This is a genomic window from Ralstonia flatus (genome assembly GCF_958439105.1).
Taxonomy (GTDB): domain Bacteria; phylum Pseudomonadota; class Gammaproteobacteria; order Burkholderiales; family Burkholderiaceae; genus Ralstonia; species Ralstonia flatus.
Genome location: NZ_CAUDLI010000003.1, coordinates 273,102 through 295,345 on the forward strand (window position 1 = coordinate 273,102; position 22,244 = coordinate 295,345).

The 22,244-nt window shown below is 62.7% G+C and carries 21 protein-coding genes; 3 read left to right on the forward strand and 18 right to left on the reverse strand.

Features of this window, described 5'->3' with window-relative positions; genetic code table 11:
* Positions 1-23: 23 nt before the first annotated feature.
* The 14 genes from lepA to R2676_RS08375 form a co-directional block, all read right to left on the reverse strand.
* Positions 24-1,823 carry a translation elongation factor 4 gene (lepA, locus tag R2676_RS08310; protein WP_027677751.1) on the reverse strand — a complete coding sequence of 600 codons (1,800 nt, stop codon included), beginning with the start codon at positions 1,821-1,823 and terminating at the stop codon, positions 24-26.
* A gap of 216 nt (positions 1,824-2,039) precedes the next feature.
* Complete coding sequence (locus R2676_RS08315) at positions 2,040-2,315, reverse strand: glutaredoxin family protein (protein ID WP_206275507.1); 276 nt, start codon at positions 2,313-2,315, stop codon at positions 2,040-2,042.
* The gene (locus R2676_RS08320) at positions 2,312-3,823 is read right to left on the reverse strand and encodes a DegQ family serine endoprotease (RefSeq protein WP_206275508.1); all 1,512 of its coding nucleotides are present in this window, start codon (positions 3,821-3,823) and stop codon (positions 2,312-2,314) included. The genes R2676_RS08315 and R2676_RS08320 overlap by 4 nt, the downstream gene beginning before the upstream one ends.
* An 85-nt stretch (positions 3,824-3,908) precedes the next feature.
* The gene (locus tag R2676_RS08325) at positions 3,909-5,006 is read right to left on the reverse strand and encodes a MucB/RseB C-terminal domain-containing protein (protein ID WP_206275509.1); all 1,098 of its coding nucleotides are present in this window, start codon (positions 5,004-5,006) and stop codon (positions 3,909-3,911) included.
* A gap of 11 nt (positions 5,007-5,017) precedes the next feature.
* The gene (locus R2676_RS08330) at positions 5,018-5,650 is read right to left on the reverse strand and encodes a sigma-E factor negative regulatory protein (protein ID WP_206275510.1); all 633 of its coding nucleotides are present in this window, start codon (positions 5,648-5,650) and stop codon (positions 5,018-5,020) included.
* A gap of 107 nt (positions 5,651-5,757) precedes the next feature.
* On the reverse strand, positions 5,758-6,357 hold the full coding sequence (rpoE, locus tag R2676_RS08335; protein ID WP_004635646.1) for an RNA polymerase sigma factor RpoE: 600 nt from the start codon (positions 6,355-6,357) through the stop codon (positions 5,758-5,760).
* Between the two features lie 599 nt (positions 6,358-6,956).
* Positions 6,957-8,189, reverse strand: coding sequence for a beta-ketoacyl-ACP synthase II (fabF, locus tag R2676_RS08340; RefSeq protein WP_206275511.1), 1,233 nt, complete (start codon positions 8,187-8,189; stop codon positions 6,957-6,959).
* Positions 8,190-8,302: 113 nt separating this feature from the next.
* Positions 8,303-8,542, reverse strand: a complete 240-nt coding sequence (acpP, locus tag R2676_RS08345) for an acyl carrier protein (protein ID WP_004635650.1) — start codon at positions 8,540-8,542, stop codon at positions 8,303-8,305.
* A gap of 184 nt (positions 8,543-8,726) precedes the next feature.
* Positions 8,727-9,476, reverse strand: a complete 750-nt coding sequence (gene fabG, locus R2676_RS08350) for a 3-oxoacyl-ACP reductase FabG (protein WP_206275512.1) — start codon at positions 9,474-9,476, stop codon at positions 8,727-8,729.
* A gap of 14 nt (positions 9,477-9,490) precedes the next feature.
* Positions 9,491-10,420 (reverse strand): ACP S-malonyltransferase, encoded by a 930-nt coding sequence (gene fabD, locus R2676_RS08355; protein ID WP_206275513.1) that lies wholly within the window; start codon positions 10,418-10,420, stop codon positions 9,491-9,493.
* Between the two features lie 32 nt (positions 10,421-10,452).
* Positions 10,453-11,433: a beta-ketoacyl-ACP synthase III gene (locus tag R2676_RS08360; protein WP_206275514.1), complete on the reverse strand. Its 981-nt coding sequence runs from the start codon at positions 11,431-11,433 to the stop codon at positions 10,453-10,455.
* A gap of 37 nt (positions 11,434-11,470) precedes the next feature.
* A complete protein-coding gene (gene plsX, locus R2676_RS08365) occupies positions 11,471-12,532 on the reverse strand; it encodes a phosphate acyltransferase PlsX (RefSeq protein WP_027677761.1) in 1,062 nt (353 codons plus the stop codon).
* 190 nt (positions 12,533-12,722) lie between these two features.
* A complete protein-coding gene (gene rpmF, locus R2676_RS08370; protein ID WP_009238536.1) occupies positions 12,723-12,902 on the reverse strand; it encodes a 50S ribosomal protein L32 in 180 nt (59 codons plus the stop codon).
* A gap of 115 nt (positions 12,903-13,017) precedes the next feature.
* Positions 13,018-13,554 (reverse strand): YceD family protein, encoded by a 537-nt coding sequence (locus R2676_RS08375; RefSeq protein ID WP_206275515.1) that lies wholly within the window; start codon positions 13,552-13,554, stop codon positions 13,018-13,020.
* Positions 13,555-13,744: 190 nt separating this feature from the next.
* Between R2676_RS08375 and R2676_RS08380 the strand changes: the two genes are divergently transcribed.
* A complete protein-coding gene (locus R2676_RS08380) occupies positions 13,745-14,341 on the forward strand; it encodes a Maf-like protein (protein ID WP_206275516.1) in 597 nt (198 codons plus the stop codon).
* Positions 14,342-14,344: 3 nt separating this feature from the next.
* Entirely contained in the window at positions 14,345-15,076 is a 732-nt protein-coding gene (locus R2676_RS08385) for an SAM-dependent methyltransferase (protein ID WP_206275517.1), read from the forward strand.
* 5 nt (positions 15,077-15,081) lie between these two features.
* Here the strand turns inward: R2676_RS08385 and R2676_RS08390 are convergent, their stop codons facing one another.
* From R2676_RS08390 to R2676_RS08405, 4 genes are read right to left on the reverse strand one after another with little or no spacing between them, the layout of a single operon-like run.
* Positions 15,082-16,194, reverse strand: a complete 1,113-nt coding sequence (locus R2676_RS08390) for a S49 family peptidase (RefSeq protein WP_206275762.1) — start codon at positions 16,192-16,194, stop codon at positions 15,082-15,084.
* Between the two features lie 36 nt (positions 16,195-16,230).
* Positions 16,231-16,632 (reverse strand): Rieske (2Fe-2S) protein, encoded by a 402-nt coding sequence (locus R2676_RS08395; protein WP_206275518.1) that lies wholly within the window; start codon positions 16,630-16,632, stop codon positions 16,231-16,233.
* A complete protein-coding gene (locus R2676_RS08400; RefSeq protein ID WP_206275519.1) occupies positions 16,625-17,284 on the reverse strand; it encodes an HAD-IA family hydrolase in 660 nt (219 codons plus the stop codon). The genes R2676_RS08395 and R2676_RS08400 overlap by 8 nt, the downstream gene beginning before the upstream one ends.
* Positions 17,265-18,299: an RluA family pseudouridine synthase gene (locus R2676_RS08405; RefSeq protein ID WP_206275763.1), complete on the reverse strand. Its 1,035-nt coding sequence runs from the start codon at positions 18,297-18,299 to the stop codon at positions 17,265-17,267. Before R2676_RS08405 ends, R2676_RS08400 begins: the two co-directional genes overlap by 20 nt.
* Positions 18,300-19,036: 737 nt before the next feature.
* Here R2676_RS08405 and R2676_RS08410 point away from each other — a divergent pair.
* A complete protein-coding gene (locus R2676_RS08410) occupies positions 19,037-22,075 on the forward strand; it encodes an Rne/Rng family ribonuclease (protein ID WP_206275520.1) in 3,039 nt (1,012 codons plus the stop codon).
* The last annotated feature ends 169 nt before the right edge of the window (positions 22,076-22,244 follow it).

The window sequence follows — 22,244 nt, forward strand, 5'->3', positions numbered from 1 at the left end:
AGATCGTCCGAGCGATGTCTGGATTATTTTTCTTCGACGCGCAGGATGGCCAGGAAAGCCTCTTGCGGAATTTCAACGGTGCCAACCTGCTTCATGCGCTTCTTGCCCTCTTTCTGCTTCTCGAGGAGCTTCTTCTTGCGCGAGATATCACCGCCGTAGCACTTGGCCAGCACGTTCTTGCGCAGCGCCTTGACGTTCTCCCGTGCGATCACGTTCGCGCCAATGGCAGCCTGGATCGCCACGTCGTACATCTGGCGCGGAATGATCTCGCGCATCTTGGCGGCTACTTCGCGACCACGGTACGTACTGTTCGAACGGTGGACGATGATGGACAGCGCATCGACCTTGTCGCCGTTGATTAGGATGTCGACCTTGACCACGTCCGACACGCGGTATTCCTTGAACTCGTAATCCATCGACGCATAACCGCGCGAGACGGATTTCAGCCGATCGAAGAAGTCCAGCACGATCTCGCCCATCGGGATTTCGTACGTCAGCTGGACCTGGCGGCCGTGGTAGCTCATGTTGATCTGCGAGCCACGCTTCTGCTCGCACAGCGTGATCACGGCGCCCACATAGTCCTGCGGCATGTACAGATTGACCGTGACGATCGGCTCGAGAATCGCCTCGATCTTGCTCGGATCGGCCGGCATCTTGGCGGGGTTCTCCACCTGCACCATCGTGCCGTCGCGCAACTGCACCTGATAGACCACCGTCGGCGCAGTGGTAATCAGATCCATGTCGAATTCGCGTTCCAGGCGCTCCTGCACGATCTCCATGTGCAGCAAGCCCAGGAAGCCGCAGCGGAAGCCGAAGCCGAGCGCCTGCGACACTTCCGGCTCGTACTGCAACGACGCGTCGTTGAGCTTGAGCTTTTCGAGCGATTCACGCAGCGCTTCGTATTGATTGGCTTCCACCGGATACAGACCGGCAAACACCTGCGGCTTGACTTCCTTGAAGCCCGGCAGCGGCGCTTCCGCCTTGCGCGGCGCCACGTGCGTGATGGTGTCACCCACCTTGGCCGCCTTGAGTTCCTTGATGCCCGCAATGACGAAGCCCACCTGCCCCGCCGACAACGATTCACGCGGCACCGACTTCGGCGAAAACACGCCCACCTGCTCCACCAAATGCTGCGCACCGGTTGCCATCAGCAGGACTTTGTCCTTGGCGCGCAGCGTGCCGTTCACCACGCGCACGAGCATCACCACGCCGACGTAGTTGTCAAACCACGAGTCGATGATCAGGGCTTGCAGCGGCGCAGCCGGGTCGCCCTTCGGCGCCGGCACTTTGGCGATCAGCGCTTCGAGCACGTCCGCCACGCCCACGCCGGTCTTGGCAGAGCAACGCGTCGCATCGGTGGCGTCGATGCCGATGACGTCTTCGATTTCCTGGATCGCGTTTTCCGGATCGGCTGCAGGCAAGTCGATTTTGTTGAGCACCGGCACCACTTCCACGCCCAGCTCAATGGCGGTGTAGCAGTTGGCGACGGTCTGCGCTTCCACACCTTGCGAAGCATCGACCACCAGGAGCGCGCCCTCGCATGCGGACAGCGAGCGGCTGACCTCGTAGCTGAAGTCGACGTGTCCCGGGGTATCGATCAGGTTGAGGTTGTAGACCTTGCCGTCTTGAGCCTTATAAGACAGCGCGGCGGTCTGCGCCTTGATGGTGATGCCGCGCTCCTTCTCGATGTCCATCGAGTCCAGCACCTGGGCCTCCATCTCGCGGTCGGAGAGCCCGCCACACAACTGGATGATGCGGTCGGCCAGCGTCGATTTGCCGTGGTCGATGTGGGCGATGATCGAGAAATTACGGATATTGTCCATCGAATGCGTCGAAAAGCGCCCATCCCGGGCGCGTCTGCCGGGAGCGCGAGCGGTTCCGGCAAGGCCGGCGCGCGTTGGCTGCGCCGGCGGGAGGTATTGGGTTCCAAGCCGAGGTCGCGGCACAAGAATCGTGCACTGCAAAAATCGGCGCTAACAGGCGATTTTACCGGATTTCAGTGGGCTTCCCGCGCCTCTTTTTGCGGCAGCGGCGTTACCTCAGTTGCGCGCACTTTGTGCTGCGAGCCACGCTTGCACAGCTTGTACATCGAGAAAGTAGTGGCACAGCTCACGCGCATCTTCCGGCGGGGTTTCCGGCGCGCCGGTCATCAGCACGGGCACCAATTCATCAAACCGGGCCTCCAGCGCAGGGTCGCTGTCGACGTCCACTTCGTGCAGCACAAAAGAAAAACCGCGCCGGAGAGGTTCCAGCGCGTTTTTCATGTCCTCGCACAAATGGCAGTACCTGCGGCCGTAGAGCGTCAGTTCGATCACTGGCCGCTACCCGAGCGGGCCGCGCTCGGGCGCAGCGTCACGACCTGCGTGGCGTCACCGCGGCGTACAAACACGGCAACCATGCGGTTCTTGTCCAGCTTGGCGACCACCTCGTTGAACTGCTTGGCGTTGGTGACATCGGTATCGCCCACGCGCAGGATCAGATCGCCCGGGCGAATGCCGACACGCGCCGCCGGCCCTTCCGACACCTGCACCTCAACGCCGCTCTTGGTCTTGAACTCGCGACGCGCCCCGTCGGACAAGTCCGCCACCACGAGCCCCAGGGCATTCGGCTTGCCCGGGCCCTGCTGGCTGTTATCAGGCTGCGCGCCCTTGGAGCGCTGCGCCACCTTCGTATCGGCCTGCAACTCGGCGACCGTCACGGTCAAATCGCGCGTTGCGCCCTTGCGCCAGACCTGCACGGTCGCGCGCGTGCCCGGCTTGGTCTCGCCGACCTGGCGTTGCAGATCTCCCGCCTTCTCGATATCGCGGCCGTTGTACTTCAAGACGATGTCACCGGCCTCGATGCCGGCCTTGTCCGCCGGACCGCCCGATTCGACATTGCCCACATAGGCGCCCCGCGCGCGGCCCAGACCGAGCGACTCCGCAGCGTCCTTCGGCACGTTGTCGATTGCCACGCCGATGCGGCCCCGCGTCACGCGGCCCGTTGCCTTCAACTGCTCTGCCACGCGCATCGCCTCGTCGATGGGAATCGAAAACGAGATGCCCATGTAGCCGCCGCTCTGGCTGTAGATCTGGTTGTTGATGCCGATCACCTCGCCGCGGAGGTTGATCAGCGGGCCGCCCGAGTTGCCTGGGTTGACCGCCACGTCGGACTGGATGAACGGCAGGTAGTCGCCCGTATCGCGCCCCTTGGCCGACACAATGCCCGCCGTCACCGTATTGTCGAGACCAAACGGAGACCCGATCGCCAGCACCCACTCGCCCACGCGCACCTTGTCGGAGTCGCCGAGCTTCAGGCTGGGCAACGCCGTCGCCTCCACCTTGACGAGCGCCACATCGGTGCGCTTATCCAGGCCGATCAGCTTGGCTTTGTATTCGCGCTTGTCGATCAGCGTGACGTAGATGGTTTCCGCGCCTTCCACCACATGCGCGTTGGTCAGGATGTAGCCATCACCCGAGATGATGAAGCCGGAACCGACACCGCGGCTTTGTTCTTCTTCCTGTTGCGGCGGCGGATTGCGGCGCTTCTGGCCCTGCCCGGGCATGCCAGGCATCGGCACACCGAAGAAGCGGCGGAAAAACTCGGCCATGTCGTCATCACTCGGACCACCCTGCTGCATACGAACCTTTTCGGTCGTGCGGATGTTGACGACGGCGGGGCTGACCTTTTCGACCAGATCAGCAAAATCGGGCAAGCCATACGTGCCCGTGGCCACGCTACCCGTGGCGTTCTGCGCGTGGGCCGGCACCAGGGCGCTTCCCACCGCCACAGCGGCGGCAACGCACAGCAGACGCAAGGCATGAACGGATCGAGCGGTACGCATGAAAGCTCCCCGGAACAAGAACAGATAGAGAAATGGTACTGAGTGCGACCACGCCGCGCACCCCAGGCGGGTGCCGGCTCTCTGGCTACTGCGGCGCGCTGGCCGGCTTATTGGTCGCGTTGGCGGACACCGGCTTATAGTCGACCGCGGCGCCAAACTGCTTGATGGTAGCAAACGGGACTTCGCCTACAACCGTCAGCCAGAAATCGGCAACGCGTCGCACCATCACGTGCGTGGCGCCTTGCGAGATGAAGCCCTCGCGACGCGTGCGTTTTTCCGACACGGGCTCGATGAAGAGCGACAGCCCCGCCAACCCGTCGCTGAACACGACCTGCTGGACCTCGAAACCAGCACTGTTCTTGCCGGCCGGCGCAATGTCGCCCAGCGGACGGCGCACCTCACGGATCTTCTGGAAGCCCTTGACGGGGTTGCCGATTGTCCAGCCTTGCTCAGTCAGATTGGTCGGCTGCGTCACGATCTCGTACTGATTCCAGCCGTTTAGGTTCTTGAACGCAGCGACGATCTTCTGCTTTTCCGACGGCACACCCAGCTCGACTTGCGAGAAGGCGACCTGCTCAAGCACCTTGCCGTCTTCACCGATGGTCTGGGCACGCATGAGCAAGCCACTGTTGCGTTCCGCCCAGATACGGTACGCATAGCGGTAGCCGTCCTTCGGATCGAGCTGGAAAACTTCGCAATCCATGCCTGCGACGCGCTCCGAGGGCAGATGACGCATGTCGTATTGATCGAGCACATCGCCATTGGTCGTAGCGAGCAACGCCGGGAAGCTGTCCTTGTGCTCCTGCTTTTCCGTCACAACGAGTTTGACGTCGTAAATCAGGTTCCGGACGACGTCGTTCTGGCGCAGCATTTCACGCTGCTTGCCGTCCAGCGCTTCGACGCGCTCGTACTCGTTGTTGAAGAGATCAGCGTAGTGCTGGATGCGAGTGGAGTGCATGCCGGTGCCACGCTGGTATGTGAGCGTGCCGACATAGTTCTGCTTGAGGGCCGCGCGATGGATTTTGGCCAGCCACGAGGCAGCCTCCTTGCGCGGCATGGGATCAGGCTGCGGTTGAGCAGCTGTCGCCAGCGCCGAAACACACAGAAGAAGAAAAACCGACCGACGAACGGCCTGCAACTTGCGGGCGCCTGCCCCGGCAACGGGGTGCCACACCTTCGACATGGATGCCCGCATTATTCCTGATTGGAGTCCTGGGTGTTCGCCACCCCGTTGGCCACTGCACGCAGATACGGAACCACCATACCGTTGGTCGCCGATTGACGGTGAGCGCTCAGGTATTCGTCGAGGCGAGCGTCGCGGATCATCGGCGTACTGTCAGTTGCCGCCACCGTTAGCGGCTGCGCACCGGCACCTTGCGTCGCCTTGGCGACCAGCGCAGGAGAGCCGTCTGCGCCATCGGCAGGACCGCGCAGTTGCGGCACGACGACCCAGCTAACGGCCGCCACCGCCGCCGCCACGGCAGTCGTGGGCATGATCCGGCGGACCCAAGCGGGGCTGACCAGGAAGCGATGCCTCTCTTGGGTTTTCGCACGCTGCGCAACAGCCGGCACCAGCAGATGAGGCTCGGCGTCGAGCTTGGCCGAGAACCGGCCGAGAAAATCTTCAGAGGAACGTGTGTTGAGCAAATCTTCCGACCGAAGCACGTCGCCGATCAGTTGATATTCGCGCCAATGCGCCGCGCCCTCGCCATCCTTGGCAAGGTCGACTGCAGCCGCCACTTCGTGCGCGGCAACTTCACCGTCCATCAAGGCAGAAATACGTTGTGCGAACTCCGCTTCTGCCGTTTGCAATTGAGCCTGACCCATTTCCCGACCCCAAAAACTCCAACGTCCAATCAACGATCCGAGAGAAGACTTCCCGAGGCTTCACCGTTTGCAGCCGCATGCGGCCGCCGGCTTGTCATATCGGCTGGCTACCACCGTTTGCCCTCCACTGTTCCCAGCAGGGGGCGCAATTTCTCGGCAATCGCCTCGCGCGCCCGGAAAATGCGGGACCGGACCGTGCCGATCGGGCATTCCATCGCTTCAGCGATTTCCTCATAGCTCAGACCCTCGATCTCCCGGAGTGTGATTGCGGTACGCAGTTCTTCGGGCAGCGCTTCCATGGCACGGTTGACCGTTTCGGCCACCTGCTTGGTGTGCAGCATGGAGTCTGGCGTATTGATATCCCTTAGTAGCTCACCGTCGGCAAAAGTTTCAGCCTCTTCGGTGTCGATGTCGCTGGACGATTCGGGGCGCCGACCCTGGGTCGCCAGGTAATTCTTGGCCGTATTCACGGCAATGCGATACAGCCACGTATAGAACGCGGACTCTCCCCGAAACTGGGGTAACGCACGGTAGGCCTTGATAAAGGCATCCTGTGCCACATCCTCGACTTCGGCCGGGTCACGGATCAAACGCGAGACGAGCCGGATGATCTTGCGGTGGTACTTGACCACCAACAGCTCAAACGCTCGTTTATCGCCTTGCTGGACGCGTTCGACAAGGATCTGGTCGGCTTCGCGTTCACTCACGGATTCTTCACCTGCAGTGTATCGCCTTGAATTTTTGTGACTTGGAAACGTTGTATTTTACCTACGACACACCGGACACCTGGGAAGCCAACTGCGGCGGCCCCAAGCGCAACAAACTCCGCATACGACGTAACGTCCCGGCTGAAAACCACGGTGGCATCAGCACAAAGATCTGTGGACACCACCCGTGACGCGCAACCCCAAGGACCAAGACGCGCTCGCCGAGTGGCCATGACCATAACAGAGGCACATTTTGGAGCGCTTCTGGCGCGATCAGTCGGACCTGCCACACCGCTTGACCGGGTTCTCCGTCTCCTTTGAGACGAGCGCGCCACATCAGTTCCATTGCATGCGGCGAGCGATTCACGAGCAGTGGAACGGAGGCCGCCACCGCCAGGCCGCTGATGACGGCCCAGGTGATCAGCGGCAATGCGAGACCCCACGCAGTGACCACCCATACGAGGACCGCGCAAACAAGACTGGCCATGCTGATTCGACCAATTGCGCACAGCCGCCGATACGGCGCGGCAAAAACGATCTGCTGAACAACCAAGACAAAAACGAAGCGGCACGCGCGTCTGCTACGTGCCGCCTTTACCTTACGGGCGCTTGAAAACCAGCGTGCCGTTGGTCCCGCCGAAGCCGAAGTTGTTCTTCACGGCCACGTCGATCTTCATGTCACGCGCGGTGTTGGCGCAGTAATCGAGATCGCACTCGGGGTCCTGATTGAAAATGTTGATGGTCGGGGGCGACACCTGGTTGTGCAGCGCCAGCACCGTGAACACCGACTCCAACCCGCCCGCGCCGCCAAGCAAGTGGCCCGTCATGGATTTCGTGGAGTTCACGACGATCTTGCCTGCATGATCGCCGAACGCCGCCTTGATGGCTTCGGACTCGTTCTTGTCGCCCAGCGGCGTGGAGGTGCCGTGTGCATTCAGGTAATGAACCTGATCTGCATTCATGCCGGCATCGCGCAGCGCGTTCAGCATGCAGCGGCGGGGACCATCCATGTTCGGTGCGGTCATGTGGAACGCGTCACCGCTCATACCGAAGCCGGCGACTTCGGCGTAAATCGTGGCGCCGCGAGCCTTCGCCGACTCGTATTCTTCCAGCACCATCACACCCGCACCTTCGCCCAGGACGAAGCCGTCGCGGTCCTTGTCCCACGGACGGGAGGCCGTAGCCGGATCATCGTTGCGCGTGGACAGCGCACGGGCGGCAGCAAAACCGCCGATGCCCAGCGGTGAAACGGTCGACTCGGCACCGCCGGCCACCATTGCGTCGGCATCGCCCGCCTGGATGAGGCGCGCGGCCAGACCAATGCTGTGCAGACCAGTCGTGCAAGCCGTGACGGCCGCCAGATTCGGCCCCTTCAGGCCAAACATGATGCTCAGATGGCCGGAAATCATGTTGATGATCGAACCCGGCACGAAGAACGGCGAAATACGGCGCGGACCGCGATCGACGTAGGTCTGGTGCGTATCTTCGATCATCGGCAGGCCGCCGATACCGGAACCGACCAGCACGCCGATGCGCTCCGCATTGGCTTCGGTCACTTCCAGCCCGCTGTCCCTGAGCGCCTGCACGCCGGCAGCAATGCCGTAATGGATGAACGTATCCATGTTGCGGGCTTCCTTCGCCGGGATGTATTCCTCGGCGTTGAAACCCTTCACCTCGCCGGCGAAATGCACGGCCAGGTTCGACGGATCGAATTTGGTGATGGTGGCGATCCCGGACTTGCCGGCGACCAGATTGGCCCACCCCTCGGCGACCGAGTTCCCTACCGGAGAGACCAGCCCCAGGCCGGTTACGACTACGCGACGACGGCTCACTATGCTTTCCTGCAACTCTGTATCAGCGACAAAGGCCACAGAAAACGCGCCACCCGGTCAAACCGGACAACCGCCCTTTCTGTGGCCCGCGATGTCAAGAGATCGATTGACGCTTACGCCTTGACGTGGGCGGTCGCGTAATCGATGGCTTGCTGCACCGTGGTGATCTTCTCGGCTTCTTCGTCCGGGATTTCCATACCGAACTCGTCTTCCAGAGCCATCACCAGCTCAACCGTATCGAGCGAATCCGCGCCCAGATCGTTCACGAACGACGATTCGTTCTTGATGTCTGCTTCGGCCACGCCGAGTTGCTCAGCAACGATCTTCTTAACGCGTGCGTCGATGTTGTCCATTTAACCCTCCAGGGAAGTATTCGACAAAAAGTGCGCGCATTCTAGCAGGTTTGCGCGACGAAAAACCGCGCCGGAAACCATGCAAAAAATGCGCCAAACATGAAGCTAAAAGCCAGTTAAATCGGCGATCGCGCAGGATTTGCTGATGCGCAAAGCTCCGCACACCGCCGCCGGGACGGCTTCCTTATCCCATGTACATGCCGCCGTTGACGTGCAGCGTCGAGCCGGTAATGTAGCCCGCCGCCGGTGACGCCAGGAAGGCAACCGCGCTGGCGATGTCTTCCGGAGCGCCCAGGCGGCCCAGCGGAATCTGCGCCTTCAGCGCGGTATGCTGCTCTTCGGACAGGACCTTCGTCATGTCGGTGTCGATAAAGCCCGGTGCGATGCAGTTGACCGTGATGTTGCGACTGCCGATCTCACGTGCCAGCGCGCGGGCCATGCCCTCTACGCCCGCCTTGGCCGCGGCGTAATTGGCTTGCCCCGGGTTGCCGGCCGAGCCCACCACCGAAGTGATGTTGATGATACGGCCACCGCGTGCCTTCATCATCGGGCGCAGCACGGCGCGCGACAGGCGGAACACGGCGGAGAGGTTCGTATCGATGACGGACACCCACTCGTCGTCCTTCATGCGCATCGCCAGGTTGTCCTGCGTGATGCCGGCATTGTTGACGAGGATGTTCAGGCCGCCGTGCGTCTTGATGGTTTCGTCGATGACGGCCTCGCAGCGCGCGGCGTCATTCACGTTGAGCACCACGCCAGCGCCCTTGACGCCGGCTTCGGCAAAGTACGCCGTGATGGCTTGCGCGCCGGCTTCCGACGTGGCAGTACCGACCACCGTCGCACCCTGGCGCGCCAGTTCCAGCGCGATGGCACGACCGATGCCGCGCGAGGCACCGGTGACGAGCGCAACCTGATTGTTCAATGCTTGGGTCATACGAATTCCGTTGATTATTTGAGTTGGCCCAGCACGGCTTCCAGCGACGCCGGATCGAAGATCGCGTCACCGACGATCTCACCATCGATACGCTTGACCAGGCCAGCCAGCACCTTGCCCGGGCCGCATTCGACCACGCGCGTGATGCCGTCACCCTTCATCTTCTGCACGGTCTCGACCCAGCGCACCGGCGATGCTGCCTGGCGCACCAGGGCGTCCTTGATGGCTGCCGGGTCGCTCACGACAGCAACGTCCACGTTATTGATGACGGGAATTACGGGGACGGCGACCGTCACGTTGGCGAGATACTCGCGCAGACGGTCCGATGCCGGCTTGAGCAGCGACGAGTGAAACGGTGCCGAGACCGGCAGCGGCAGCGCACGCTTGGCACCCTTGGCCTTGGCGATTTCGCAAGCCTTCTCGACAGCCGCCTTGGCACCAGCGATCACCACCTGGGCCGGCGCGTTGAAGTTGACCGCTTCGACCACGCCCGCAACCGAAGCTTCGGCGCATGCGGCCCGCACGTCATCGTCCGACAGGCCGAGGATCGCAGCCATGCCGCCCTCGCCCACCGGCACGGCTTCCTGCATCGCCTTGGCGCGGAAACGCACCAGCGGCACAGCGTCTTTGAACGCGATGGCACCCGCGGCGACCAGCGCCGAATACTCGCCCAGGCTATGACCAGCCACGACGGTCGGCGTCGGGCCGCCAGCAGCCTGCCATGCGCGATAGACAGCAACAGCGGCCGTCAGCATGACGGGCTGCGTGTTGGTGGTCAGGTTCAGCTCTTCAGCCGGGCCTTCGGCAATTAGCTTGCCGATGTCCTGGCCCAGCGCGTCGGACGCCTCGGCCAGCGTGGCGGCCACGGCCGGATGATCGGCAAACGCGTTGAGCATGCCGACCGATTGCGAACCCTGGCCGGGGAAGACGAAAGCGAATGTCATGGCTCGTATTGTTCGTTCTGGAAATTCGTCGATCAGAAGCGCAGCAGCGCAGCGCCCCAGGTAAAGCCGCCGCCCACGCCTTCGAGCATCACGTGCTGGCCGCGCTGGATGCGGCCATCGCGCACAGCAACGTCGAGCGCCAGCGGAATCGAGGCCGCAGACGTGTTGCCATGCTCATCGACGGTCACGATCAGGCGCTCGTTCGAGAGGCCCAGCTTCTTGGTCGTGCCCTGCATGATGCGGATGTTCGCCTGGTGCGGGATCAACCAGTCGACTTGTGAGGCATCGAGTTCCGCTGCTGCCAGGGCTTCACGGGCGACCTTGTCGAGCACCGTCACAGCCAGCTTGAAGACGGCCTGACCATCCATGTACAGGAAGGCGCTACCTTGGATTGCGCCTGCCGCCACGTTGCCCGGCACGCACAGAATGTTGGCGTGGCTGCCGTCAGCATGTAGCGCCGTCGACAGGATGCCGGGCTCGTCAGAGGCTTGCAGCACCACAGCACCCGCGCCGTCGCCAAACAGAACGCACGTGGTGCGATCGTTGAAATCGATGATGCGCGAGAAGACTTCCGAGCCAATCACCAGCACGTTGCGGTAGGCGCCCGAGCGGATGAATTTGTCGGCCGTCGCGAGCGCGTAGACAAAACCGGAACACACGGCCTGTACGTCAAATGCAGCGCACCCGTTGGTGATGCCGAGCTTTTGCTGCACCAGGCACGCAGTGCTCGGGAACACGAAATCCGGCGTGGACGTTGCCACCAGAATCAGGTCGAGTTCGGAGCGATCGAGGCCGGCAGCTTCGATCGCGCGCTCGGCAGCCTTCACGGCGAGGTCGCTGCACGTAACGTCGGGCTCGGCAAAATGACGTGCTCGGATGCCGCTGCGCGAGACGATCCAATCGTCGCTCGTCTCGATACCCTTTTCGGCCAGTTGGGCCGCCAGTTCGTCATTGGTGACCCGCTTGGGCGGCAGGTAGCTGCCCGTACCGATGATCCTTGCGAAACGTGTCATGTGCGGTGGGGTGAAATCTGACTCGGGGGCGACGCGTTCAAGCAGCGTCGGCGGCCGGAGCGGAAGTGGAGACCGGCGCAGCGCCCGCTGCGTCATGGTGCGATTCGAACGCCTGCGCAATGCGGGCGATCACGCCGTTGGCCGCGGCGTCGTAGGCACGCTTGATGGCCCATTCGAACGCGTAGGCATCTGCCGACCCGTGGCTCTTGATGACCAGCCCACGCAGACCGAGCAGCGCGGCGCCATTGTAGCGCCGATGATCGACACGCCGTTTGAAGCGCGTCAATACCGGCAGTGCCACAACGGCAAGCAGCTTGGTGAACCACGAGCGGCTGAATTCCTGGCGCAGCATCTCGCCGATCATCTTGGCCAGGCCTTCGGTGCTCTTGAGCGCCACGTTACCGACAAAACCGTCGCAGACAACGATATCCGTCGTGCCCTTGAAGATGTCGTTGCCTTCAACGTTGCCGAAGAAATTGAGATCGGAGGCGCGCAGCAACTCACCGGCCTGCTTGACGACCTCGTTGCCCTTGATGACTTCTTCGCCGATGTTGAGCAGGCCGACCGTCGGACGCGGCTTCTGCTCGACCACCGACACCATCGCCGAGGCCATCTGCGCAAATTGCAGCAGATGCTCGGGCTCGCAGTCGGCGTTGGCACCGAGGTCCAGTACGGTCGTGCCGGCACCCTTCTCGTTCGGGATGGCGGTGGCAATCGCCGGGCGGTCAATGCCGTCCAGCGTCTTGAGCACGTAACGCGACACGGCCATCAACGCGCCGGTGTTGCCGGCGGAAACGCACGCCTGAGCGGCGCCTTCCTTGAGTTGATTGATGGCCACGCGCATTGAAGAATCTTTCTTCTTGCGCAGCGCGACCTCGACCGGATCGTCCATCGACACCACCTCGGAGGCGGGGACGACGTGGACGCGCGGGTTCGCGGTGGCGTGAAGTCGCTTGAGCTGCGCCGCGATGGCATCGGGCTGCCCGACGAGCAGCATTTCGACGTCTTCGTGTGCGGCGAGAAAATGGATCGCTGCAGGGATTGTCACGCCAACGCCGTGATCGCCACCCATGCAGTCGATGGCAAGCTTGATGGTCATGCGAGTCTGAGTTGCGGTTTCACGTGCGGCTCCGGCCGTTGGCGCGCGTATGGTACACAAACCCGTACACGCATTGCCGAATTTCGCTCAACAAAAAAGCGGCAAATTGGCTTGCCGCTTTTTCGCTTGCATCATGAACCTGTGCGTTCAGACCAACCCAACACGCTTGCCAGAAAACTGGCAAATCGCATCAGTCGTTCTTGGTCTTCACAACCTTGCGGCCACGATAGTAGCCGTTCGGGCTCACGTGGTGACGCAGGTGCACTTCGCCGGTGGTCGGCTCGACAGCGATCGGGGCCGCGGTCAGGAAATCGTGCGAACGATGCATGCCGCGCTTGGACGGCGACTTCTTGTTTTGTTGAACAGCCATGACTGACTCCTAAGCAATTTGATCGATTTTATCACATCACACGGAGCCGGAGCGTAGCCATTCCGGTAGGCGTGTGAAACGTACTGCCATCAGCGCGCGCAATACTCGCGCACGCCTAATGTTTGGTCTTCAGGTTGGCCAGCACCGCGAACGGCGACGGCTTCTTTTCAGCTTCAGCCTCTTCCGGCAACACCTCATCCGGGCAGACGGCATGACGCGGCGACACCGGCAGCGCCAGCAACAGCTCGTCTTCGATCTGCGTGATCAGATCAAAGTGGCGCGAGCCGACGATGACGTCAGCCTCGTCGTCATCCAGCGGAGCGGCATCTGCCTCGGCTTCCGAACGCATGACTTCCAGGCGCGTGCGCACCGGCAGCGGCTGCTCGTACGCCTTCAGGCATCGCTGGCATTGCAGCCAGACCGCACCGTCCACTTCCAGATCCACGAAGAGACGCTGACGCGGCAACTGACCGGCGGAGGCCTCCTCGCGCACCAAGCCCTGCAATCGCCAATGGAACTGCGTATCGGCGTCAGCCGGGGCATCGGCGGCCTGCTCGGCCAGCAGGCGCGGCATGTCGGTCAGACGGACTGCACCGCTTGCCGGCTCACCCGCGCGAATGAACGCGAAAAGATCGAATGTACGAAAATCCACGAATCGAACCTATTGAACGCGTTGCTGTTGGTGCGCGAACCGGATCGACCGCCTGCAGCCATCACACCTTGCGCCGGGGCGCCCGGTTTGCGACACTGCGCGGCCAAACCGCGAAACGCGGGATTATAGCGGGCAAAAACCTCTGGCGTCAAAAGGATTTGCTCAAAATCCACTGCATCTTCAAGCACTTATGACTTCTGCATCGCGTCCGCCGCTCATTCTGGCCTCCAGCTCGCCATATCGGCGGGAATTGCTCGAACGCCTGCGCCTGCCGTTTGAGATCGTGGTACCCAACATTGATGAGACGCCCGCCCCGGACGAGTCACCCGACCAGACCGCACTGCGCCTGGCCCGGCAGAAGGCGGAGAAGGTGGCTGCAGACTACCCCGGCGCGCTCGTCATCGGCTCCGACCAGGTCGCGACGCTTGATGGCAAGCAGGTCGGCAAGCCCGGCGACCACGCCCGCGCACTGGCGCAACTGCACTGGATGCGTGGACGCACCGTCACATTCCACTCTGCGTTGTGTCTGTACGACGGCCGGACGGGGCAACACCAGAGCGAAGACATCCGCACCCTGGCCACCTTCCGCGACCTCTCCGATGAGGAATTGGACGCTTATCTGCACCTGGAACACCCGTACGACGTTGCCGGAAGCGCCAAATCGGAAGGCCTCGGCATCGCCCTGCTCGAACGCGTGGAATCGTCCGACCCGACGGCGCTGGTGGGTCTGCCGCTGATCGCCCTGACCAGCATGCTGCGCAACGTTCACTACCCGCTCTTCGTCTGAACCATGGCCGGTACGCTTTACCTCATTCCCAATACGCTAGGCTCGCGCGATGCGGCCGACCCGCTGCCTGACGTGATTCCGGCGGGCGTGCAGCAGATCACCGCGCAACTCAACTATTTCGTCGCCGAACATGCCAAGACGGCGCGTGCGCTGCTCAAAAAGCTGGCCGAGACGACGCCGCTGGCACGCCCGCTGCAGGAAATCACCATTCGCGAACTGAACGTCAAAACGCCGGAATCGGAACTGGAAGCGCTGCTGGCCCCGGTGGTTGCCGGCCAGGACGCGGGGCTGATGTCGGAGGCTGGTGTGCCGGCGGTGGCCGATCCGGGCGCGAATCTCGTGCGTCTTGCACACCAGCGCGGCGTGCGCGTAAAGCCGCTGGTGGGGCCGAGTTCGATTCTGCTGGCGGTGATGGCGTCCGGCCTGAACGGCCAGAGCTTTGCATTCAACGGCTATCTGCCGGTCGATGCGGCCGAGCGCAAGACCAAGCTGCGCGCACTGGAACAGCTTTCGCGCTCAGCCGCCCAAACGCAGGTGTTCATTGAAACGCCCTACCGCAATGGCGCGTTGCTCGAGGCCATTCAGGCCGGTTGTGCGCCAAGCACGCTGCTGTCGATTGCAGTGGATCTGACACTGCCCGGCGAGCAGGTTGTTACGCTGCCCGTGAGCGACTGGCGCGCCGACCGCATGAACCTGCACAAGCGGCCGGCGATTTTCTCGTTGCTGGCGCGATAGCGCGCTTATTCCTTCATCAAGAGCTTGAGCTGGCCCGTCGCGGCCAGCGCCTTTACCGCGCCGGCGCCCATTGCCGTACCGAGCTTGCGTGCCACGCGCGAGGCGAAGTTTTCCTTGACGGTGTAGTCGACCACGTCCGGCGCCTTGATGACGCTGCGCGCGACAAAGTCTGCACTGCCGATCGCGTCGGCCAGCCCAAGGTCGACAGCCTTGGCGCCCGTCCAGAAGAGGCCGGTGAATAGCGTCGGATCATCCTTCAGACGGTTGCCGCGCCCCTGCTTCACCACGTCGATGAACTGCTGGTGCACCTGGTCCAGCATCTCCTGCGCGTATTGCTTCTGCTGCGGCGACACGGGCGAAAACGGATCGAGCATCCCCTTGTTCGAACCGGCCGTGAGCAGGCGGCGCTCCACACCCACCTTGTCCATCAGACCGGTAAAGCCGAAACCGTCCATCAGCACACCGATCGACCCCACGATGCTGGCCTTGTCGACATAGATTTTGTCTGCAGCCGCGGCCACGTAGTAACCACCCGACGCGCACATCTCCTCGACCACCACGTACAACGGAATCTTCTTGTACTTGGCACGCAAGCGGCGGATTTCATCATTGATCATGCCGGCCTGCACCGGCGAGCCGCCCGGCGAATTGATCTTCAGGATCACGCCGACCGTGTTGTCGTCCGCAAATGCGGCTTGCAACGACGCATTGATGTTTTCAGCGCTGGCATTTGTGTTGGCTGCAATTTCGCCGTCAAGCGTGACAACGGCCGTGTGACGGCCCGTGCTGACGGTTTCGCCCTCGAGACTGGCGAATGCATAAATGAGGATCCCGATCAGGCCGAGCGTCACGAAGCGGAAAAAGATGCGCCAGCGGCGCGCTGCCCGTTGCTCGCGGATGGTCGCCATCAATACCTTTTCGAGCACTTCTCGCTCCCAGCCGCCGGCTTGCGCGGACGCTGCTGACGCAGATCCCGACGCGGGCTTGCCTGCTGCCGGGTTGCGCAATTCAGCTTCGAGCGGATGATCCGCATGCTGAGTGACCTCCAGCGCTTCTGGTTTGCCCGCACCCTCGTTGGGCGCGTCTTCGGGGCCTTTCGGCGGAATCGAGTCGGTCATAGACAAGAAAAACGATCGAGATGAAGAACTGCGCGACTAGGCAGACGGAGTTGGCGCTGGCGCGGGAGCCGGTGCGCGGAATAACGCATCCGGCTGCCACCAGACTGCCCCGTCTCGCTCGGCAATCTCCAGCTTGGATAAATGCGAACCTCGGCACGGCCCGCCGACGCACCGGCCAGTATCCGGCTCGTAAATGGCGCCATGCGTAGCGCACATCAAATACAGGCCCGAGCTTTCGAAAAACTGGCCTTCTTGCCAGTCCATTTCCATCGGCACATGCGCGCACTGGTTCAGATAACCATGGACGTCGCCCGCGTAGCGGACGACGAACGCGCTGACGAGGCGGCCCCGCACCTCCACCTGAAACCGGACACCCAAGCCGCCGTCTTCCAATGCCGAGCTTTCACATACACGAACGGGTTCGACCATGTCAGGCATGCTGCGTCAGCCAATCGTGCAAATCGGGAACCGACTTGGCGGAATACAGCGGCGCAAGCGAGTCCAACACATCGGCCGGGTGCGCACCGTACGTGACGGCCACGCCAGCGGCACCAGCATTGGCTGCCATCTGCAGATCGTGCGTCGTGTCGCCGACCATCAGCGTGCGCTCGACTTCCATGCCGAGGTCGCGCGTCAGTTCGAGCAGCATCGCGGGGTGCGGCTTGGAGAACGTCTCATCGGCGCAGCGGGTGTTATCGAACACGCCCGTCAGATTCGTGGCTTCCATCGCGCGTTGCAGGCCCACGCGGGACTTGCCCGTCGCCACAGCCAGCAGATAATTCTGGCGGCGCAGCGCTTCCAGCATTTCACGTACCCCCGGAAACAGCACGAGATGCGCGTCGCGGCTCAGGTAATGGAAGCGATACCGGTCAGCCAGCTTGCCGTAGTCGGCCGGATCGAGCGTCGGGACGGCATATTCGAGCGCGTCCCGCAGACCCAGCCCGATCACGTGGCTGGCACGTGCGTCGTCAGGCACTGGCAGATTGAGATCCCGGCACGCAAGTTGGATCGATCGGGTGATGGCCGACGTCGAATCCATCAACGTGCCATCCCAATCGAAGACGATCAGATCAAAACGCTGCTGCGGCATCGGAATCGGGGCCCTGGAAAGCGTTAAGGAAGTCGGCGCACTCAGCAGGCAACGGCGCAGTGAACGTGACGATTTCGCCGCTTTGCGGATGCGTCAGCTGCAAGCGATGGGCGTGCAGGAACATCCGTGCCAGTCGCGGCGAAGCATTCGCGCGCGACAGCGCCTTGTTTAGGGCGAAATCGCCGTATTTGTCGTCGCCCAGGATGGGGAAACCGGCGTGGGCCAAATGCACCCGGATCTGGTGCGTGCGCCCTGTCTTCAGTTCGGCCTCCAGCAACGTGTATGGGCCAAACACGCCAACCTTGTTGAAGATCGTATGCGACGCTTGCCCATCGGCCTGGACGCGCACGCGGCGCTCGCCTTCCGGTGTGGTGTACTTGTGCAGCGGCGACTTGATGTGTTGACGCTTGTGGGGCCAGACGCCCTTTACCGCCGCAAAGTACCGCTTGTCCAATTGGCCTTCGCGAATCTGCTCGTGTAGCGCCACCAGCGCAGAGCGTTTTTTGGCAAGCAGCAGCACGCCCGACGTTTCGCGATCGAGGCGGTGCACCAGTTCAAGGAACTTGGCCTCCGGGCGCGACTGGCGCAATTGTTCAATCACGCCGAACGCCACCCCCGAGCCGCCGTGCACGGCCACCCCGGCGGGCTTATCGATTACCAAAAGGTGCGTATCTTCGTGAAGGATGGTGAATTCTGCTGCCGGAACCGCACGCGGCGCTTCGGCCTGCTGGGCAATGCGCAGCGGCGGAATGCGAACCAGATCGCCGAGTTTCAGACGGTATTCCGCGTCGATGCGGCCCTTGTTGACCCGCACCTCGCCGGAACGCAGGATGCGATAAATATGGCTTTTGGGCACGCCCTTGGCCACGCGCATCAGGAAATTGTCGATGCGCTGCCCTTCGGCGTCTTCACCGATTTCAACATAGGCGACTGATTTGCCGTCGAGCGCATCGCCGAGTGTGCCACGTCCGGCCTGTTGAATGCGGCCATCAAATGGATGGCGTAACTCATTCATTTTCAATATAATTTTCTCGCTGGACAGTCGTTTAGGCGCCAGCAACAGCCGGTCGGAACGAAACAACAGGTATTGTACACAGCCACCGTTTCGGTCCGGAACGTGCCGATCAATCGCCCACTTGTGTTACAAAGCTAATCACGTGGCCGGATGCATCGGCACGAAAGCAGCACGCACCGCTGTCCCATCGCGCAAGACGTGAACCAAAGATCACGTCGGCAACGTCGGCCAGTGTAGAACGAGCAGCTGGTAGAACAGAATTCAAAGGCGGGCGCCACATGGTTCATCCATACGGCGCCCGCTTGGTGAAAGAAGCCCTTGCCGCACCAGACTGGTGCCGGCCGGCTGAATATCCGGTTACCGCGTTGCCATGGCGGTCCGGCGGCAAAACTCTAAAAAGCAGCACGCCGCCCGATTTGCCCCGCCGCGGGTTTCGTCCGGACAGGCCGTCCGTCAATTCGCTCTTTGTGGTCGCTTCACGCGACTCGCCGCCGCCGGCCCGCCTGCAGATGCAACGGGCCCGCGGCACGAGTGACAGGACGCGCAACTGGACGCCAACCGCGTCCGCGGACTCCGCCCTGCCATCCATGATGACGCGTGGAATGCCCTCATTTCTTTCGCTCGTGCCCCGTCGCGCCTTTTTGTTGGCCGACACCTCGGCAATTCGTTGACCACCCGCTCCGCCTTCGCGTGCTCCATGAAGCGCCGTGCTTGCACGGCATTGGAGTGAGGTTGCAATGAAACGCATGTTGTTCAATGCGACGCAGCAAGAAGAATTGCGCGTCGCCATTGTCGATGGTCAGAAACTGATCGACATCGACATCGAAACCGCCGGGCGCGAACAGCGCAAAGGCAATATCTACAAGGGTGTCATCACCCGCATCGAACCGTCGCTGGAAGCGTGCTTCGTCAATTACGGCGAAGAACGGCACGGTTTTCTCCCCTTCAAGGAAGTCGCCCGCGCCTATTTCAAGGAAGGTGTGGACGTGCGCAATGCGCGCATCCAGGACGCACTGCGCGAGGGCCAGGAGCTGATCGTCCAGGTCGAGAAGGAAGAGCGCGGCAACAAGGGCGCGGCCCTGACCACCTTCATCTCGCTGGCCGGCCGTTACCTGGTCCTGATGCCGAACAACCCGCGCGGCGGCGGCGTGTCGCGCCGCATCGAGGGCGAAGACCGTCAGGAACTGCGCGAAACCATGGCGCAGCTGGAAGTGCCGGACGGCATGAGCATCATCGCCCGCACCGCCGGCATCGGCCGCTCGGCTGAAGAGCTGCAGTGGGACTTGAACTACCTGATGCAGCTGTGGAAGGCCGTTGACGGCGCTGCCGTCGACAACAAGGCCCCGCTGCTGATCTATCTCGAATCCAGCCTGGTGATCCGGGCGATTCGCGATTACTTCCAGCCGGATATCGGCGAAATCCTGATCGATACGGACGATATCTACGATCAGGCCCGCGCTTTCATGAGCGTGGTGATGCCCGACAACATGAATCGGGTGAAGAAGTACCGCGACGACGTTCCCCTGTTCTCGCGTTTCCAGATCGAACACCAGATTGAATCGGCGTATTCGCGCATGGTGATGTTGCCTTCGGGCGGCGCCATCGTGATCGACCACACCGAGGCGCTCGTCGCCATTGACGTAAACTCGGCGCGCGCCACCAAGGGCGCAGATATCGAGGAAACCGCTGCCCGCACCAACCTCGAAGCCGCCGACGAAATCGCCCGCCAGCTTCGCCTGCGCGACTTGGGCGGCCTGATCGTGATCGACTTCATCGACATGGAGTCGAGCAAGGCGCAGAAAGACGTCGAAACCCGCCTGAAAGACGCGCTGCGCCACGACCGCGCCCGCGTTCAGATGGGCAAGATCAGCCGCTTCGGCCTGATGGAGCTGTCGCGCCAGCGCCTGCGTCCGTCGCTGTCGGAAGGCTCGCACGTCACTTGCCCGCGCTGTAACGGCACGGGTCACATCCGCGATACCGAATCGTCCGCCCTGCAGGTGCTGCGCATCATCCAGGAAGAGGCGATGAAGGAAAACACCGCCGCGATCCACTGCCAGGTGCCGGTGGAAGTGGCCGCGTTCCTGCTCAACGAGAAGCGCCCGGACATCAACCTGATCGAGACGCGCTTCAAGGTCAATGTGCTGCTGATCCCGAACAAGCATCTGGAGACGCCGCACTACAAGCTGGAGCGCCTGCGCCACGACGATCCGCGTCTGGACGACGACAAGGCCAGCTACAAGATGGCCGAAGAGGCCGCCAAGGAGCTGGAAGCCGACACCGCGTACAGCACGCGCAAGGAAGCCGCCAAGCCGCGCCAGGAAGCCGCCGTCAAGGGCATCACGCCGGACCAACCGGCGCCCGTGTCGGTGCCGCGCGCCGAGCGTCCGGCGCGTGCCGAAACCGCTCCCGCACCGCAGGCGCCGGCTCCGGTGCCTGCCCAGGGTGGTTTTGTTTCGTGGCTGAAATCGCTGTTTGGCGCCAAACCGGCCGAACCGGTGGTGGCTGCGCCGGTGGAAACGCCGAAGCAACGTGCTGAAGAAGGCAACCGCCAAGGCCGTGGCAATCGCCAGGACCGTGGTGGCCGTGGCCAGCGCGGCGAACGTGGCGAGCGCCAAGGTCAAGGTCAGGGCCAGAACGGTCGTGATGGCAACCGCCAGGGCCGTGAGCGCAACGAAGCCCGCGAAGGTCAGCAACAGGGCCAGCGCGAAGGTCAACGTGACGGTCAGCGCGGCAACCGTGATCGCAACCGCCAGCCGGCCCAGGTCGAGGGTGCTGTTCGCGAGACGGCTGAAGCTCGTCAGCCGCAACAAGGTCAGGATGTGCGCGCCGAGGGCCAGAACCAGGGCCAAGGTCGCCGCGAGCGCAATCAGGAACGTCGCGAGCGCCAACCGCGTGAGGGCCGTGAAGCCCGCGAGGGTCGCGAGCCGCGTGAGCCTCGTGAAAGCCGTGAGCCGCGCGAAAATCGTGGCGAACGCGATCAACAGGCCAAGGAAGCCGCAGCCGTGGCCGCCGAAGCCCTGATCGATCAGACCGCTGCGTCGCAAGTGCCGCAACCGCTGCTCGACACCGCTGCTCCGGCAGAAGGCATCGCGGGCGAAGGCGTGACGCCGGGCGCGGAAGGCAACGGTGAAGGTGAAGAGCGCCGTCGCCGTGGTCGTCGTGGCCGTAACCGCTATCGCCGTGACCGCGAGGGCGCGGAAGGCGTCCGCGCCGAAGGTGAAAGCGAAAACGAAAGCGCCGAAACCGCAGACGAAGCCGTCGCCGAAATGCATGCCGAGCCGGTGCTGCCGGCAACCGTGACGGAACCTGTGCAGACGACGTCGTTTGCCCCGGTTGAGAACCCGGCTCCGGTGGTACACGAGCCCGTGCATGCCGCAGAAGCCGTGGCGCCTGTGTCGGCCCTGCCGCAAGTACAGCCGACGGAACCCGCGCTGGCAACGGCTACCGCAGCAGCGCCCGCGCCGGAAGCGACTGTGGCAGTGGCGGCGCCTCAAGAAGCCATCGTGACGGCCTTTGCCGAAGTGCCGGCTCCGGTCAGCACGATTGCCCAGGCTTCGCCGCTGCCGATCGAGACGCTGCAGAGCGTACTCGACAACGCCGGCATGACTTGGGTCCACACTGACAGCCAGAAGCTGCGTGCGTCGCAAGAAGAAGCTGCGCGCACTGTCGCAGCCCCGCGCGTGCCCCGCGAGCGCAAGCCGCTGCCGCCGATCCAGCACGGCCCGATGATCCTGGTCGAAACCAACCGCCCGGCGGGTGGCGCAGACCAGCAATAAGCATCACATTGGCGGCGGGTAACCCACACCCGCCCCGATGCCTTGCCTGAGGGGCGGCTTCGGCCGCCCTTTTTCCTGTGCGGGACACGCAGGGGCTGAACTGTGCTCCCCGCATCAAACAGGGGCTGCGCTACACTCGTCCTTGTATCGAGCGCGATCGACCTTTCCT